Genomic DNA, 15,268 nt, shown 5'->3' with positions numbered 1-15,268 from the left:
TGTTTTTTTTAGTTCTTTTTGCTTACTTTCTATTGATAATGTCTCTGGCGCAGGGTCCTTCGTGGTTGGGATATCCCGGTGCGTGGCTGCGCCATCTCTTGTCGGCTTCAACTTTCAGGCTTCGGTAGTCGTCCTGTGTGCGGCGGATGTAGTCGTCCAGCAGTGCCCGGTGCTCGGCCAGAATCTTTGAGTATTTGGGGTCATGGGCAAGGTTTCGTCTTTCTCCTTTATCCTTCAGCATATCATACAGTTCTTCCCCGTTGCCTTCCAGATAGTGTGTGTATTTGTATCTGGGACTGCGTATCATCCGTCCCGGGCTGACGGTCACTTCGTATTCACTGTGCCATTCGGAGGCTGCATAGGGGTGCTGTCTCTTTTGCTTCTCGCCTTTCAGGAAAGGGGCAAGGCTGATGCCGGGCTTGGAGGAAGGCACCGGAATGCCTGCCAGTTCACAGAGAGTGGGCAGCAGGTCGATAGTGGGTTGGGTCAGTAAATCTTCCACCGGTTTTTGACGGGGATGAATACCGGGACCGGCTATGATGAAGGGCACATTTGTCATTTCTTCGTAAAAGCTGACCTGCTTGGTTACCATGCGGTGTGACCCCATTCCGTCTCCGTGGTCTGCCAGTACAATGACAATTGTATTTTTGCCGGCGGGAGTGGAGTAGAGGGCTTCCAGTACACTCTCTATCTGTCTGGCCACTATCCGCGTGTAATGCTGGAAGGCGGCGACGTAGTGCCGGTAATTGTCCTCGTTCCAGTGGGCGGCTTGCATCATCCTCCGGTGGCTGCAGCAGATGTACTGAATGGGCAACGGAAGTTTTTCCCAGTCTTCCACTTCAAAGTTTTCGGGTAGTAGCGGGAGTGGGGTACTGATGGGGCTATCTATGTGCTCCCCTTTATTTTCGCCTACATATCCGCAGATATTGTGCGGGTTTTGGAAATCGGCTATGCAGATGAAAGGTTCTTGCGGCGGATTGCTGAGATAGGCCACGGCATCCTCGCAGGTTCCTACATCCAGAAAGCTGTCATTGTTGACGGGAAATTCGGGGTCGGTGAAGGGCTTGGCAACCGGTTCCTTGTGGCGGAATCCCCTTAGGGAACCCATGTCATGGGTTTTGCCAAAGTGGACGGCCTCATAACCGTTGGCGGTGAAGAGGCTTCCCAGGGTCGGAATGCTGTCGGGCAGCGGAGGATTGATGTGTTCGGCCGAGTTGGAACGTACATTGGTTTGATGCGGCATCAGTCCGCTCCATAAGGCAGCGCGTGACGGTTGGCTGAGGGGGCATCCCACGTATGCGTTGGCAAATGTTACACCTTGGGAGGCAATTCGGTCTATAGGTGGAGTGCAGCTGGGGTCGGCACCGTATGCGCCTACTACCCGCTGGGTCAGATGGTCGCATTGGATAATAAGAAAATTGGGCGATTGCTGTGCCATTACCGGAAAGCTGCACAATGCCATTCCCATAAAAGAGTGAATCGTTTTCATCAGATTTGGATTTTATTTGTTCAAGGTTATTGTATGGTGGCAAATGTATGAAAAAACGGATATAAAAAAAGCTTCCACCTACGTTTATGAACGTAAATGGAAGCTTTTGTACAATATCTGTATGCAGTTGCTGTTAACTGTTCATGCTCATCAGGAATTCGTCGTTGTCTTTGGTCTTCTCCAGACGGTCTTTTACGAAGTCCATGGCTTCTATCGGATTCATGTCGGCAAGGTACTTGCGGAGAATCCACATGCGGTCCAGTGTCTGCTTGTCTTGCAGCAGGTCGTCGCGGCGGGTGCTGGAGGCAACGATGTTGACAGCCGGGAAGATACGCTTGTTGGACAAGTTGCGGTCGAGCTGCAACTCCATATTACCCGTACCCTTGAATTCTTCGAAGATAACCTCGTCCATCTTTGAGCCAGTGTCAATCAAGGCAGTGGCAAGGATGGTCAGTGAACCGCCGCCCTCGATGTTACGTGCTGCACCGAAGAAGCGTTTGGGCTTATGCAATGCGTTGGCATCCACACCACCGGAAAGCACTTTGCCGGAAGCCGGGGATACGGTGTTGTAGGCACGTGCCAGGCGGGTGATGGAGTCGAGGAAGATGACAACATCGTGTCCGCATTCCACCATGCGTTTTGCTTTTTCAAGGACGATGCCGGCAATCTTCACGTGGCGTTCTGCCGGTTCGTCGAAGGTAGAGGCGATTACTTCCGCATTGACGGTACGCGCCATGTCGGTAACTTCCTCCGGGCGTTCGTCGATGAGCAGCATAATCATGTAGACTTCCGGATGATTGGCGGCAATGGCGTTGGCAATGTCTTTCATCAAGATGGTCTTACCGGTTTTGGGCTGTGCCACAATCAAGGCACGCTGGCCCTTACCGATGGGGGCAAACAAGTCTACGACACGGGCCGACATAGAGTCGGAGTATCCACCTTTGCAAAGCTTGAACTTCTCGTCCGGGAAGAGGGGGGTGAGGTGCTCGAACGGTACGCGGTCGCGTACGAAAGCCGGGTCACGTCCGTTTATTTTGGATACTTTTACCAGCGGGAAGTACTTTTCGCCTTCTTTCGGGGGACGGATTACGCCTTCTACCACATCACCGGTTTTCAGGCCGAACAATTTGATTTGTGATTGTGATACGTAAATATCGTCCGGTGAGGACAAATAGTTGTAATCGGAGGAACGGAGGAAGCCGTAGCCATCCTGCATGATTTCCAGTACACCGGTTCCGGTGAGGATGTCATCGAATTCGTACGTCTTCTCGCGTTCTATTACGGGTTTGCGTTCCGGAGCGGCGGGATAGTTCTCTCCGTTGTTATACGGTTGTGCAGGGCGCTGCTGCACGGGGCGCTGTTGGTTATAGCCACCGTTGCGGTTGTTATTGTTGTTGTTATTGTATGGGTTGTTGTCGCGGGCGCGGAGGCGCGGGCGTTGTGGCTGTTGCGGTTCGGCTGGGGCAGCGGCAGGAGTGGGAGTGGCGGGAGTTTCCGCTTTGGTCGCTTCGAATTTGCCGATAAGTTCGGATGGCAATTCTATTTTTTCCGTAGGGAGGTCTTCAATGGGGATGAAGTCATCTGCCGCTTCGGCCAGGATAGGGCTTTCGTCCGGTACGATATTCTTTTCTGCTTTGGCTTCTGCCTGAGGTTCTGTTTTCGGAGCTTTAGCCTCGAAGTTCAATTCCGGTTCGGCAACCTTCGGGGTTTCCGTTGCTTGGGGTGCAGCAGTCTCTTCCTTTACCTTGCGGGGGCGTCCCGGTTTGCGTTTGGGTACGGCGGCTTCTTTGGCTGGCGCCGGCGTTGCAGCTTCTATGGTCGGTTCTTGGGGTGCTTCCACAGTTTTGGGTTGTTCTTTCGCAGCCGGTGCTTCCTCTGTTTTGGCTTTGGTGAGGTTTCCGTTTTTATTGGCTGAGAACACTTTGTCGGCACCTTCCTTTTTTACGGTCTTTACAGTGACGCGCGAGCGTTTTTGCTTTTCCCCTTTACGCTCTTCCTTCAGCTTGTCGGCGGCAACTTTCTTGGTAGCGCCTGCGATAGCTTGTTCGTCAAGTATCTTGTAAACAAGTTCTTCTTTTTTGAGTGAGTCTGTTTTTTTTATACCCAGTTCTTGGGCAATAGTTTGTAGTTCCGACAAATTTTTGTCGTTCAGTTGAATGATGTTATACATACAGTATATATGTGAATGGTTTAAAATTTACTTTTATTGAAAGGCATAAGTGCACAGTTGCAGTTGTTGTAGGAAGCAACTTGGGCAAGTTTACCTTGTGATATATGATTTATATGGGATATTTATTATTGAACCGGAAATCTGATAAACAATTCTTGCCACAGCAAGAAGTCGCAGAATGTTTCAACGGTGCAAAGGTAATAAATATTTTTGGTTTCATAAACAAATCATCTTTTTTTTAAATTTAAAACTTTATCTTTGCTGTATTAACAACAACATGAAGGATTGGTTTATGAATATAGATGAAGTACAGTTGATAACTTTTTCACCTACTTGTACCTCTAAACAAGTGGGAGAGGCAATTGTTCACGGAACGGGAATTTCGTCTGTCTCCAAAGTGGACCTCACCTTGGAGGCGGCGGGTAAAAGGGAGGTACCTTCCCATGCTTTGGCGGTCATCACGGTGCCCGTATATGGCGGCCATGTGGCTCCTTTGGCATTGGAGCGGATGAAGGAGCTTCATGCTGACGGTGCACCTGCCGTGGTTGTGGTGGTGTACGGCAACCGGGCCTATGAGAAGGCTTTGGTGGAATTGGATGCTTTTGTCACGAAGTTGGGCTTCAAGGTAATTGCAGGTGCTACGTTTGTAGGAGAGCACTCTTATAGCAGTGAGAAATATCCGGTGGCAGCCGGACGTCCGGATGCGGACGACTTGGAGTATGCAAAGCTTTTTGGTGAAAAAATACGTGCTAAAATTGCGGCGGCCGAAGATATGGAGAAACTGTATGGGGTGGATGTGACCCGTATCCAGCGTCCGCGCCAGCCTTTCTTCCCGTTGCTCCGCTTTTTGCGCAGAGTCGTCAAGTTGCGTAAGAGTGGGGTGCCTATGCCCCGTACTCCGCAAGTGGATGCGGAACGTTGTACGCATTGCGGATATTGCGTGAAGCATTGTCCTGCAGGAGCCATTATAAAAGGAGACGAGTGCAATACGGTTGCAGAGAAATGCATCAAATGTTGTGCTTGTGTGAAAGGCTGTCCGCAGAAGGCGCGCACGTATGACACGCCGTTTGCCGTATTGCTTTCCGATTGCTTCAAGAAACAGAAGGAGGACAGAATCATTCTGTGATGGCTACTGGTCGATGGTTGATACGACCAACACTTTCCGGGTTTTTTCGTCTATTCTGAAACGGTTGTCCACCCGTTCTCCCACCAGCCAGATGATGTCATCTCCGCAGCAAAGCACCCATTGCCGTTCTTTGCGCAGAAGGGAGAACTTGCGGTCGGTCAGGTAGTCGCTTACCTTCTTCCGGCCTTTCATGCCGAAGGGCACGAAGCTGTCTCCCTGCCTGCAAAGGCGCAGTGATAGGGGATGCTGGAGTTTGTCGGCATCAAAGCAGGCGGTAGCTTTGTCGCGTGGAATCATGAAATCCGGTGCATAGGGATGCTCTTTCATTTCCAATAACGGCTTTACGGCTTCCTGTACGGGTTCTATCAACAACGAGCCGCGGTCTTTGATGACACGCCAGCCGGGGGTGGCAAAGACTTTGCCGGGCTGTCCGTCCAATGTCCGGCAGATGTCCCTTACTTGTGCGGCGTTGAATCCAAGCGGATGCAGAATTTCAAATAAGACCGTTTCCGGTGCCGCTTCTTGCCTCAGGGCGCCGATACTTATGCCTTCCGGTGTCTTGACTCGCAGTTTGGCTTCTTCTATACCTATATTATATATAGAGGCGGCATCGTCCAGATGCTCTGCCGTTTTGAGGATGCTTTCCTTGACGGAGGGGTTTATCTCCTGCATCATGGGAAGCAGGTTCAAGCGTATTTTGTTGCGGGTATATTCGTCCTGCAGATTGGTGCTGTCCGTCACGTAGGCTTGCCCGATACTTTCCAGATAACCGACGATTTCCTTTCTGTCCAGGCAGAGCAAGGGGCGGACTATATGTCCGTTTCGGGGGCGTATACCCCGCAATCCGTTGATGCCGGTACCGCGAATCAGATTGAGCAGCAATGTCTCTACACTGTCATCTTGATGGTGGGCGACGGCAATGACAGCTGCACTGCATGCTTCCCTTGTTTTTTCGAACCACGCGTAGCGCAATTCCCTTGCAGCCATTTCGATGGAGATATGCCGTTCCTTTGCTTCCTGCTCCGTGTTGAAGTGGACGGTGTGCAGCGTCACCCGGTGCTCCAGGCAGAGCTGGCGTACAAAGTGCTCGTCGCGGTCGGATTCCGCTCCGCGCAGATGGAAGTTGCAATGGGCGGCTTCGCATGTGTATCCCAGGCTGAGGAGCAGGCGCAGCAACGCCACGGAGTCCGCCCCGCCGCTCAGTGCCACAAGTATCTTGTCGTCCAGCGAGAAGAGCTTGTGGCGCTCGATGTATTGTACTACCTTCTGCATATTCAACTATAGAGTGGTGCAAAGATAGTGCAAACGATTTTTATTGCCATATCTGCAAGTATCTATTTTCAGAATCTCTATCGGCTAAGGTCGTATTTGCTAAAAGCTAATCTTACCACAGCTGTGTTTTATGCATACCACACCTTTGTTCTTTTCTTACCACAGCTGTGGTAAGAAAAGAACAAAGGTGTGGTGAAGTTACGATTTAGTATCTCTGGAAGTAGTGTTCTGCCTTCTGGGCATTATTGTTTAGTGTCTCTTATTTAAAAACATTCTAAATTATTTGTGCCTTGCGGACATAAGTATTATCTTTGCCCCCAAAATAGAAAAGAAAGGCAGAAAGACTATGCGTTTGTCCGAATTGAATACCGGTGAAAAAGGTGTAATCGTAAAAGTGCTGGGACACGGTGGTTTCCGCAAACGGATTGTGGAAATGGGATTTATTAAAGGTAAAACAGTGGAGGTCTTGCTGAATGCCCCACTACGCGACCCTATCAAATACAAAGTAATGGGATATGAGATTTCTCTTCGTCGGCAGGAGGCTGAGATGATAGAGATTATCAGTGAGCAGGAAGCTAAGGAGCAGGCTGTGCAGCCCGATTACCACGAGGGGTTGGGCGAAAACATGCATCTGGGCGAAGATGAGCTGAAGCAACTGGCCCTCGGCAAACGCCGCACCATAAATGTGGCTTTGGTGGGAAATCCCAACTGTGGTAAAACTTCTCTTTTCAACATCGCTTCCGGTTCGCACGAGCATGTGGGCAATTACAGTGGCGTTACGGTAGATGCCAAGGAGGGGTATTTTGATTTCCAAGGTTACCACTTCCGTATTGTCGACCTTCCCGGAACCTATTCCCTCTCGGCCTACTCCCCTGAAGAAATCTATGTCCGCCGGCACATTATCAATGAAACGCCGGATATCATTATCAATGTTGTGGACTCTTCCAACCTGGAACGCAATCTCTATCTCACCACCCAGCTGATTGACATGAACGTGCGCATGGTGATTGCACTGAACATGTACGATGAGCTGGAAGCCAGTGGAAACACGCTGGATTATGTGAAGCTCAGCCAGTTGTTCGGAGTTCCGATGTTGCCTACGGTCAGCCGTAGCGGAAAAGGCATTGAACAGCTGTTCCATGTGATTATCAATATTTACGAAGGCGGCGACTTCCTCGACCATAAGGGCAGGATGCGCAGCGAGATATTGAGTGACCTTCGCAGCTGGCATCAGGAGTATGTTCCCGACCATGACTTCGGCAGCCATAAAGAAGAGATAGAACAGCCGCGTGGCTTCTACCGTCATATCCATATCAATCACGGTCCCGAGCTGGAACGTAGCATTGAGGAGGTGAAGCGCGTCATCAGCGTCAATGAGAACATCCGCCACAAATATTCCACGCGTTTCCTTGCCATCAAGTTGCTGGAGAACGACGAAGACTTGAAAAAGATTGTGGAAGAGTTGCCCAATGGAAAGGAGATTCTTGCCGTCCGCGACCGGGAAGAGGCACGGATTGCCGAGGTGGTGAACGAGGAGAGCGAGCAGGCCATCACCGATGCCAAGTATGGTTTTATAGCCGGTGCCCTGCGCGAGACCTATGTGGACAATCATCAGGATACGTCGCGGACCACTCAAATCATAGACTCAATCGTTACCCACCGCGTATGGGGCTATCCCATTTTCTTCCTTTTCCTTTATCTGATGTTCGAAGGCACCTTTGTGCTGGGCGACTATCCTATGCAGGGGATTGAATGGCTGGTAGGCGAATTGGGCGACCTGATACGCAACAACATGTCCGAAGGACCGCTGAAGGACCTTCTGGTGGATGGTATTATCGGAGGTGTGGGCGGTGTCATTGTTTTCCTGCCGAATATTCTGTTGCTCTATTTCTTTATTTCCTTGATGGAAGACTCGGGCTATATGGCACGTGCCGCTTTCATTATGGATAAGATTATGCATAAAATGGGGCTGCATGGAAAGTCTTTCATTCCGCTGATTATGGGCTTTGGGTGTAATGTGCCCGCCATTATGGCTTCGCGTACCATTGAGAACCGCAAGAGCCGTCTGGTGACGATGCTCATCAATCCGCTGATGTCGTGCAGCGCCCGTCTACCCATCTATTTATTGCTGGTAGGCGCCTTCTTTCCGAACAATGCGAGCTTTGTGCTGTTAGTAATCTATGCCATCGGCATTCTGTTGGCAGTGGTCATGGCACGTCTTTTCTGCCGCTTTCTGGTGAAAGGAGACGATACGCCGTTTGTCATGGAGCTGCCGCCTTATCGTATGCCGACGTCCAAGGCCATCTTCCGCCATACGTGGGAGAAGGGGGCGCAGTATCTCCGCAAGATGGGAGGCATCATTATGGTGGCATCCATCGTTATCTGGGCATTGGGATATTATCCCAACCACGATGAATATGAAAGTGTGACGGAACAGCAGGAGAATTCCTACATCGGCCGGATTGGTAAAGCCATGGAACCGGTCATCGAACCGTTGGGATTCGACTGGAAGCTGGGCATCGGCATCCTTTCCGGCGTGGGCGCCAAGGAGCTGGTGGTAAGCACGCTCGGAGTGCTTTATGCCGACGATGCCGAGGCAGATGCCGTAAGCTTGGGTGAACGCATTCCGATAACGCCCCTGGTGGCTTTCGGTTACATGGTGTTTGTGCTGATTTATTTTCCGTGCATCGCCACGTTGGCAGCCATTAAAGGGGAGTCGGGCAGTTGGAAGTGGGCTGTGTTTGCGGGGCTTTATACTACTGCGCTGGCCTGGCTGATGTCTTTCGCAATTTATCAGATAGGAGGTCTGTTTTTATGATGAATAGTTGGCAGGAGTGGGTAGTAGCCTTATTGTTGTTGCTCTGCGCTGTGCGGATTGGAATGAGTATTTATTCTTTTTTTCATAGGGTCAAAGAAAATGATAATCCGTGTGATAGCTGTGCAAGTGGCTGTGAACTAAAGAATTTGTATGATAAGAAGCGTGCAGAGTGTAGTGGAGTGACGAAAAAAAAGAAGAAAAGTTGTTGCGGATAGTTGGTAGTTTCAAAAAAAGTGCTACCTTTGCATCCGCAAACGAGAAATAAAGAGTTCTTGTAAGAACCGGTACCTTGGATGAGTGGCTTAGTCAGCGGTCTGCAAAACCGTGTACGGCAGTTCGAATCTGCCAGGTACCTCGAAGAATAAAACTCCGAAACTGCTTTTTAAAAGTGTTTCGGAGTTTTTTGTTATAGGGAATTGTTTACCCATTCTATAAAATATCATTCGCTGAATAGTTACAGCTTACTTATTAAAGATTGAATAAAATGAAAAAAGTTGGATTTCTGATTTTCTGTCTGTTTGCTATGTGCAGCATGGCAGGCAAGGCGCAGGATGTAGTGGCGGACAGTACCGGCTACATCGTTAAGGTAGGGGAGATGGCTCCAGATTTTACAGTGAAGCTGACGGATGGGAAAAGCATTACCCTTTCGGGACTTCGTGGGAAGGTGGTCATGTTGCAGTTTACCGCGAGCTGGTGTGGGGTATGCCGTAAGGAGATGCCTTTCATTGAGAAGGATATATGGCTGAAGCATAAGTCGAATCCGGATTTTATGCTGATTGGCATCGACCGTGACGAGCCGTTGGAGAAAGTGATTGCTTTTGGTAAGTCAACCGGAGTGACTTATCCTTTGGGTCTGGACCCGGGAGCGGATATATTTGCGAAGTATGCGCTCCGCAAGGCAGGTATCACACGCAATGTCCTGATTGATAAGGAAGGGCGTATTGTGAAGCTGACACGTCTGTATAACCCTGAAGAATTTGCTTCTCTGGTGAAGGAGATTGACGGGATGCTTTCTGAATAGTAGGAATAGGCAAGATATAAAAAAGGAAGTGCCCCCTAAAAGTTAGACAAAAACTTTTAGGGGGCACTTCACTTTTATGCTTGTCGGGATAGTTTGGCAAGATAGTCATAATGTGTACCCTCTTTCACCAGCTCTGCTTTGAAGCCGTTTTCGGCAGCATAGATGCTCAGGGTCTGAAAGTCGATATAGAGCCAGTCAAAGGAGTCGCCTTTGACATTCTTGTATTGCATCTGGAAGTCTACCTCTCCGTAGTAATCACCGGCAAGGTTGATAACAATACTGCCATCTTCCTCTTCGAACAGATAGCTCAGGTTGCTGGAATCCATTAAAACACAGCCTCCAGGCCGGAGCAGCAGCTTCATCTTCCGGAAAAAATCAGGCAGATTCTCCAATTTTCCGATAATGCCGGAACCGTTCATCAGCATTAGGATAGTGTCGTATTCATCGGCAAACTGTTCATTGAACAGATTGGTTTGTGACACGCTACGCACACCTCGCTGCTTCATCACTTCCACGGAAAGCGGGGAAATGTCGATGGCATGGACCTCTTTTCCGGCTTCTTGCAGGGTAAGGCTATGGCAACCGCTGCCGGCACCCACATCCAAAATCCTTCCGGTTGCCATTTGCAGAGCAGTACGCTCCAGCAAGGGCATTTGCTTTTCTGTGCGGAATAGCTCTTCGACGGGAATTTCGTCCTCATCGAATTGTGAAGAGAACACGCGTAGGCGGTCGGCTTTATGCCGTTTGAAGTAATCGGCTATGGCTGCGCCCATCGGGTCCTTGTCGGCAGGCAATAAGGCTGTATTTATCATTTCTTATGTCTGTTAGCGCGTTTGCGGCGGATTTCTGCTTTCATTTTGGCTGAGGCGGAACCGTGTTGCCCGGTAATGTAGGTTTTCTTCTTGGCTTTGGTCTTTATCTTGTTTTCTTCTTTAGGTTTGTCCTTTTTGCCTTTGAAGACAATACCACCCATCATCGCTTCTTCTATACTCATATATTTCGTTGTTTTAGTGATGTAAAATATCATTTCTCCGGCAGTACCTCAATCCAATAGTCATCCGGGTCATTGATAAAGTACAGTCCCATTGCAGTGTTTTCGAAGCATACCCATCCGTTTTCCTTATGGTATTGGCGTATGGCGTCGTAATCGCCGGATACGCGGAAGCAGAGGTGACTCTCGTTCTCTCCTAATTCGTAGGCTTGTGGGTGCTCCTTCAAGCAGGTCAGTTCCAGCAGGAAGCCGGTACTGCCGTCGGTCAGATAGACCAGAGTGAAAGAGCCGTCGGACGACTCTTTCCTATGATGTTCTTTCAGGCCCAGTGCCTTTTCGTAGAATGCGATGCTACGTTCCAGGTTGGTGACATTGATATTAAAATGGTCGAATTTACTTTTTATTTCCATTTGTTTATTCCTGATTTGATTATTTACAATTTGCAGTCTGCGTGTGCGGTCATTTGACCATTGCTTTCAGAATTTCGCCTACATACGTGCGTGGCATACCTTCCATCGTTGCCGGTGAAGGCAGCTTCTTACATTCCAGAATAACCGTAGGCTCTGTCTGTCCCGTAGGATAGAAACGGATGGTATAGCTTTCTGCTTTTTCCATTTGTTCATACGGCTGGTCGGGCGACAGTATGCTGAATACAACTGGTTTGCCGTTGACTTTGCCCAAAGAACCTCCGGAGTTTGCTGTCATCATGGTCATGTTGAAAGGCTCTTGGCCGATGACGATAACCAATTTGCCTGCTCCGGTCTGGATGGCATCGGCTGACAATTGCTCGGGGGCTATGGTCTTGTATTCTTGCTGCTGGCTCTTTTGGGCAGGAACCAGTGCGGCAGGTTTCTTGACTTGGGGCACTTCGATGACTTGGGCATCTTTCACGATGCCTTCGGATGCCTTTTCAGCAGCCTGGGCAGGTTCCACGGTAACTTGTTTCTTCGGGGTGATTACCGTCGGACCGGAATTGACGACAGCTTTCACCTCTTTCTTTTCTTCCTTCTTTTCTTCTACCGGAGCTTTGGCAGTGGTGGCGCTCAATGCTTCTGCTGCTCCCAGGCAAAGGTCATCAACGAAGTCTACGGTTTTTCTGCGCCACTTGGCAAGTCCGCGTACCAGTTTGGTCTTCGCCTTGTTCAAGGCATACTTGTCTACAATCCACTCCTCGGCGGTATATTTTTCTTTTCCTTCGCGGTAGTTAAACCGTATCTTTTCTACTTCGAGCACGCTCTTTTCGGGTTGGCAGGTCACAGTCAGCTGGTAAAGGATTTTGGTACGGTCTAATGACAGAGCCGTAGAACTGAATACAATCCATTCATCCCCGATACCTACAATTTGTCCTTTCTCTTTGTCTGAGAATACTACACGGCTGGTATTTTCATTCTCTTTCAGACGGGCATCCATCCAGCCGAGCAGACGTTCGTAGATTTCATCCTGAGACATGCCGGGGATGCTGAATTCTTTGGTGAATACCACTTTGCCGTCCACCTCGGGAACAGCACCGGCCAGATATTTACTGTCGTCCTTATCCTGCGCCTGCAGCATGGCCGGCAGACAAAGGCAAAACAGTGTAAAAAGAAGTTGTGTCAAATTTTTCATAATAGTATGTGTTTTAATTATTAATTTACGAATTATGGGCTACAAGTTGGGGAGTTCGAAACTTTCACCACGGTGTGCAATGCTCAGAAAGCGGCATCCCTTGCTCTCGGCAAACTGCCGGAAGGCGTTGCCTCCCTGATAATCTTCGCTGAAGTGCATCGGTACAAATATAGTGATTTTTATTCGTTCCACGAATTGTTCTGCTCCACGCATATAATCTTTTCCGATACGGCTGTCCACCGGAAACATGGCTACATCTACGGCAGGTGCAGTTTGCTGCAGCTCTCTCACTTCGGCCAGAAAGTCACCTTCGGCCTTGCGTATTTCCTGCGGAGTAGATTCCTCGCTCCAGTGCCAGTTGTTTAGGTCACCGGCATGGAACAGTCGCCTGCCCTGCAGGTCTATCAGGAAGGAGATACCCACATCGGTAGAACCGAAGGCCTGGATACGGATATGTTCGTCTTCGTAGGTGTCGCCCTTATTGATGTAGGTGGCATCTTCCGCTGAGGCGCGGCGGTGCTTCAGGATGTCTTTGGAGAATATGTAGCGGATGTCGGGCCGCAGTTTTTTCCATGAAAGAACTTCGCGATTGAAGTGGTCGGGATGGAAATGCGAGCATAGTACGTAGAGTACGCCCGGCTTTTCCAAGAGATAGTCGTGCACGATACCTTTATTGAAAACCTCTTCCGAGGAATCTTTATAGTAATCGATAATGACCGTCACTCCGTCCGCTTCAATCGCGAAGCCGCTATGGTAGATGTAATCAAGTTTCATTTACGGATTGAATTATAGCGCAATATTACAAAAAACGCTACACAAACTTCCGGTTTAAGCTGTTATTTTATGCAAAAGCACGCTACATCGGTACTTCTATGAAGAGAATGTGAGAGTCTTTCAATGTTTCCAGCTCAAAACTGCCGGTTTCGTATACTCCCATTCCGTCACGGCGTGAGAGTATTGTGCCGTCCACTTTGACTTCACCTTCCATTACGAAGATGTATACACCGGAATGCGATTGGTGCATGTGGTAGTCAATCTTCTTTCCGGCTTCTATTTCACCGATAGAGAACCAGGTCTGTTGTAGCAGTCTGGCAGGAGCATCGCCGTCAGGGGATACTATTAGTGCCATTTCATTTTTGCGCAGGAGTGGACGTACGTCGAAGTCCTGGTATGCGGGTGGTGTGTTCAGCTTTTCGGGCATCACCCAGATTTGCAGGAATTCTACCGCTTCAGTGTCACTGCCGTTCATTTCGCTGTGGTAGATGCCGGTGCCGGCGCTCATGGTTTGTATATCTCCCGGAATGATGATGCGGCTGTTCTGATGATTGTCCCCATGTTTCAGTTTCCCTTTCAGGGGAATGGAGATGATTTCCATATTTTTATGAGGATGTGTGCCGAAGCCCTTTCCCGGAGCCACACGGTCGTCGTTCAGTACACGCAAGGCGCCGAAATTCATCCGGCGGGGATTGTAATACTCGTCGAAACTGAAGGTGTGGTGGCTGTCAAGCCAATCATATAGGGAATGACCTCTGCTGTCTGATTTGTCTATAACTTTTTTCATAATTTATTCCTTTTCTTAAAATGGTTTATGTACTAGTAACGCTTTGGAAAGCTATAAAGTTTAAAAACCGATGTCTAAGAATTTATAAATGAGTGGGGACTATGCCTTGACCTCGTTCTCCAGTGGCTTATGGTTCATAAAATCTTTGATGTTCTGCAAGGTTGTCGAAGCAATGTTTGCCAGTGCCTCGCGTGTGAAAAAGGCCTGGTGCGAAGTGACGATGACATTATTGAAGGACAGTAGCCGCGCCAGGGTATCGTCATCAATGATTTTGTCCGATTGGTCTTCATAGAAGTATTCGCTTTCCTCTTCGTACACATCCAGGCCGGCAGAGCCGATTTTCTTGTTTTTTAGTCCTTCAATCAGGGCGTTGGTATGGATGAGTTGTCCACGTCCGGTATTGATAATCATTACTCCGTCCTTCATTTTACTGATGGAATAGTCGTTGATGAGATATTTGGTCTGTTCAGTCAGCGGGCAGTGCAGGGAGATGATATCCGAATTGTGATATAGCTCATCCAGGCTGGTATATACCACTTGATGTTCACGGGCGAAATTATAGTCGGGATAGAGGTCGTAGGCAAGAATATTCATGCCGAATCCACGCAGGATACATATCAGTTTCTTGGCTATTTTTCCCGTGCCGATGATGCCTGCAGTTTTTCCGTACATGTCGAAGCCCAGAAGTCCGTGCAGCGAGAAGTTTCCGTCTCGTGTCCGCCAGGTGGCACGTGGAATTTTACGGTTGAGGGATAACATCAGGGCAACGGTATATTCTGCTACGGCATAAGGGGAGTAAGCAGGGACACGCACTACGGTAATGCCACAGTCGGCAGCTGCCTTTAAATCTACATTGTTGTAGCCGGCGCAGCGCAACGCCAATAATTTCACGCCGTTGTCTGCCATCAGACGGATAACTTCGGTATCGGCCGTGTCGTTCACGAAAATACAGACTGCATCTACTCCTTGGGTTAAAATAACGTTGTGCTTGTTAAGATGCCCTTTATAGTAGCGGAGCTCAAAACCATATTCCTTGTTTTTTTCGTTGAAAGACGCTTCATCATAAGGTTTGCTGCCAAAAAATGCGATAGTGTATGCCATGAGATTTGTTGTTTTTTAAATGTTACATAATTATAGGGAGATAACAAGTGGAAAGTTGATATGGTTCAGTGGCCGGAAGGATTCATAAAATGATAATTATTTCCATTTGTTTCA

The 15,268-nt window shown here is 48.9% G+C and carries 14 protein-coding genes and 1 tRNA gene; 5 read left to right on the top strand and 10 right to left on the bottom strand.

Features of this window, described 5'->3' with window-relative positions:
- Positions 1-22 precede the first annotated feature (22 nt).
- Positions 23-1,489 carry a sulfatase gene (locus DW896_RS10330; protein WP_005831557.1) on the bottom strand — a complete coding sequence of 489 codons (1,467 nt, stop codon included), beginning with the start codon at positions 1,487-1,489 and terminating at the stop codon, positions 23-25.
- Positions 1,490-1,622: 133 nt separating this feature from the next.
- Entirely contained in the window at positions 1,623-3,659 is a 2,037-nt protein-coding gene (gene rho, locus DW896_RS10325) for a transcription termination factor Rho (RefSeq protein ID WP_119993198.1), read from the bottom strand.
- 292 nt (positions 3,660-3,951) lie between these two features.
- On the opposite strand from rho, the gene DW896_RS10320 reads away from it, so the two are divergent.
- Positions 3,952-4,785, top strand: coding sequence for a 4Fe-4S binding protein (locus tag DW896_RS10320; protein ID WP_057253123.1), 834 nt, complete (start codon positions 3,952-3,954; stop codon positions 4,783-4,785).
- Positions 4,786-4,788: 3 nt separating this feature from the next.
- Here DW896_RS10320 and tilS read toward each other — a convergent pair whose 3' ends face one another.
- Positions 4,789-6,057 (bottom strand): tRNA lysidine(34) synthetase TilS, encoded by a 1,269-nt coding sequence (gene tilS / locus DW896_RS10315; protein WP_005832470.1) that lies wholly within the window; start codon positions 6,055-6,057, stop codon positions 4,789-4,791.
- Between the two features lie 346 nt (positions 6,058-6,403).
- On the opposite strand from tilS, the gene feoB reads away from it, so the two are divergent.
- The 4 genes from feoB (at position 6,404) to DW896_RS10295 (ending at position 9,896) form a co-directional block, all read left to right on the top strand.
- A complete protein-coding gene (gene feoB / locus DW896_RS10310; protein WP_117652613.1) occupies positions 6,404-8,875 on the top strand; it encodes a ferrous iron transport protein B in 2,472 nt (823 codons plus the stop codon).
- Positions 8,872-9,090 (top strand): hypothetical protein, encoded by a 219-nt coding sequence (locus DW896_RS21680; RefSeq protein ID WP_117652606.1) that lies wholly within the window; start codon positions 8,872-8,874, stop codon positions 9,088-9,090. The genes feoB and DW896_RS21680 overlap by 4 nt, the downstream gene beginning before the upstream one ends.
- Positions 9,091-9,158: 68 nt before the next feature.
- Positions 9,159-9,230, top strand: a tRNA-Cys gene (locus tag DW896_RS10300).
- Between the two features lie 129 nt (positions 9,231-9,359).
- On the top strand, positions 9,360-9,896 hold the full coding sequence (locus tag DW896_RS10295; protein WP_005831535.1) for a TlpA disulfide reductase family protein: 537 nt from the start codon (positions 9,360-9,362) through the stop codon (positions 9,894-9,896).
- Positions 9,897-9,970: 74 nt separating this feature from the next.
- On the opposite strand, the gene DW896_RS10290 is transcribed toward DW896_RS10295, so the two are convergent.
- The 7 genes from DW896_RS10290 to DW896_RS10260 form a co-directional block, all read right to left on the bottom strand.
- Complete coding sequence (locus tag DW896_RS10290) at positions 9,971-10,708, bottom strand: bifunctional 2-polyprenyl-6-hydroxyphenol methylase/3-demethylubiquinol 3-O-methyltransferase UbiG (protein ID WP_035448866.1); 738 nt, start codon at positions 10,706-10,708, stop codon at positions 9,971-9,973.
- Positions 10,705-10,890 (bottom strand): hypothetical protein, encoded by a 186-nt coding sequence (locus tag DW896_RS10285; RefSeq protein WP_008664928.1) that lies wholly within the window; start codon positions 10,888-10,890, stop codon positions 10,705-10,707. Before DW896_RS10285 ends, DW896_RS10290 begins: the two co-directional genes overlap by 4 nt.
- Before the next feature lie 29 nt (positions 10,891-10,919).
- The gene (locus DW896_RS10280; RefSeq protein ID WP_025834860.1) at positions 10,920-11,297 is read right to left on the bottom strand and encodes a VOC family protein; all 378 of its coding nucleotides are present in this window, start codon (positions 11,295-11,297) and stop codon (positions 10,920-10,922) included.
- Positions 11,298-11,346: 49 nt separating this feature from the next.
- A complete protein-coding gene (locus DW896_RS10275; protein ID WP_044468423.1) occupies positions 11,347-12,492 on the bottom strand; it encodes a DUF4468 domain-containing protein in 1,146 nt (381 codons plus the stop codon).
- A 39-nt stretch (positions 12,493-12,531) separates the two neighbouring features.
- A complete protein-coding gene (locus tag DW896_RS10270) occupies positions 12,532-13,266 on the bottom strand; it encodes an MBL fold metallo-hydrolase (RefSeq protein ID WP_005831526.1) in 735 nt (244 codons plus the stop codon).
- Positions 13,267-13,348: 82 nt separating this feature from the next.
- Positions 13,349-14,053: a pirin family protein gene (locus DW896_RS10265; protein ID WP_005832454.1), complete on the bottom strand. Its 705-nt coding sequence runs from the start codon at positions 14,051-14,053 to the stop codon at positions 13,349-13,351.
- 99 nt (positions 14,054-14,152) lie between these two features.
- A complete protein-coding gene (locus DW896_RS10260; protein ID WP_005832453.1) occupies positions 14,153-15,154 on the bottom strand; it encodes a 2-hydroxyacid dehydrogenase in 1,002 nt (333 codons plus the stop codon).
- Positions 15,155-15,268: the final 114 nt, after the last annotated feature.

The organism is Bacteroides sp. AM41-16, assembly GCF_003603495.1.
Classification (GTDB): Bacteria; Bacteroidota; Bacteroidia; order Bacteroidales; family Bacteroidaceae; genus Bacteroides; species Bacteroides uniformis.
The sequence above is the reverse complement of the archived record's forward strand: the minus strand, read 5'-3'. Positions and strand labels throughout refer to the sequence as shown.

Coding starts and splice junctions, on each gene's coding strand:
- DW896_RS10330 (WP_005831557.1), bottom strand. CDS start 1,489: ATGAAAACGATTCACTCTTTTATGGGAATGGCATTGTGCAGCTTTCCG.
- rho (WP_119993198.1), bottom strand. CDS start 3,659: ATGTATAACATCATTCAACTGAACGACAAAAATTTGTCGGAACTACAA.
- DW896_RS10320 (WP_057253123.1), top strand. CDS start 3,952: ATGAATATAGATGAAGTACAGTTGATAACTTTTTCACCTACTTGTACC.
- tilS (WP_005832470.1), bottom strand. CDS start 6,057: ATGCAGAAGGTAGTACAATACATCGAGCGCCACAAGCTCTTCTCGCTG.
- feoB (WP_117652613.1), top strand. CDS start 6,404: ATGCGTTTGTCCGAATTGAATACCGGTGAAAAAGGTGTAATCGTAAAA.
- DW896_RS21680 (WP_117652606.1), top strand. CDS start 8,872: ATGATGAATAGTTGGCAGGAGTGGGTAGTAGCCTTATTGTTGTTGCTC.
- DW896_RS10295 (WP_005831535.1), top strand. CDS start 9,360: ATGAAAAAAGTTGGATTTCTGATTTTCTGTCTGTTTGCTATGTGCAGC.
- DW896_RS10290 (WP_035448866.1), bottom strand. CDS start 10,708: ATGATAAATACAGCCTTATTGCCTGCCGACAAGGACCCGATGGGCGCA.
- DW896_RS10285 (WP_008664928.1), bottom strand. CDS start 10,890: ATGAGTATAGAAGAAGCGATGATGGGTGGTATTGTCTTCAAAGGCAAA.
- DW896_RS10280 (WP_025834860.1), bottom strand. CDS start 11,297: ATGGAAATAAAAAGTAAATTCGACCATTTTAATATCAATGTCACCAAC.
- DW896_RS10275 (WP_044468423.1), bottom strand. CDS start 12,492: ATGAAAAATTTGACACAACTTCTTTTTACACTGTTTTGCCTTTGTCTG.
- DW896_RS10270 (WP_005831526.1), bottom strand. CDS start 13,266: ATGAAACTTGATTACATCTACCATAGCGGCTTCGCGATTGAAGCGGAC.
- DW896_RS10265 (WP_005832454.1), bottom strand. CDS start 14,053: ATGAAAAAAGTTATAGACAAATCAGACAGCAGAGGTCATTCCCTATAT.
- DW896_RS10260 (WP_005832453.1), bottom strand. CDS start 15,154: ATGGCATACACTATCGCATTTTTTGGCAGCAAACCTTATGATGAAGCG.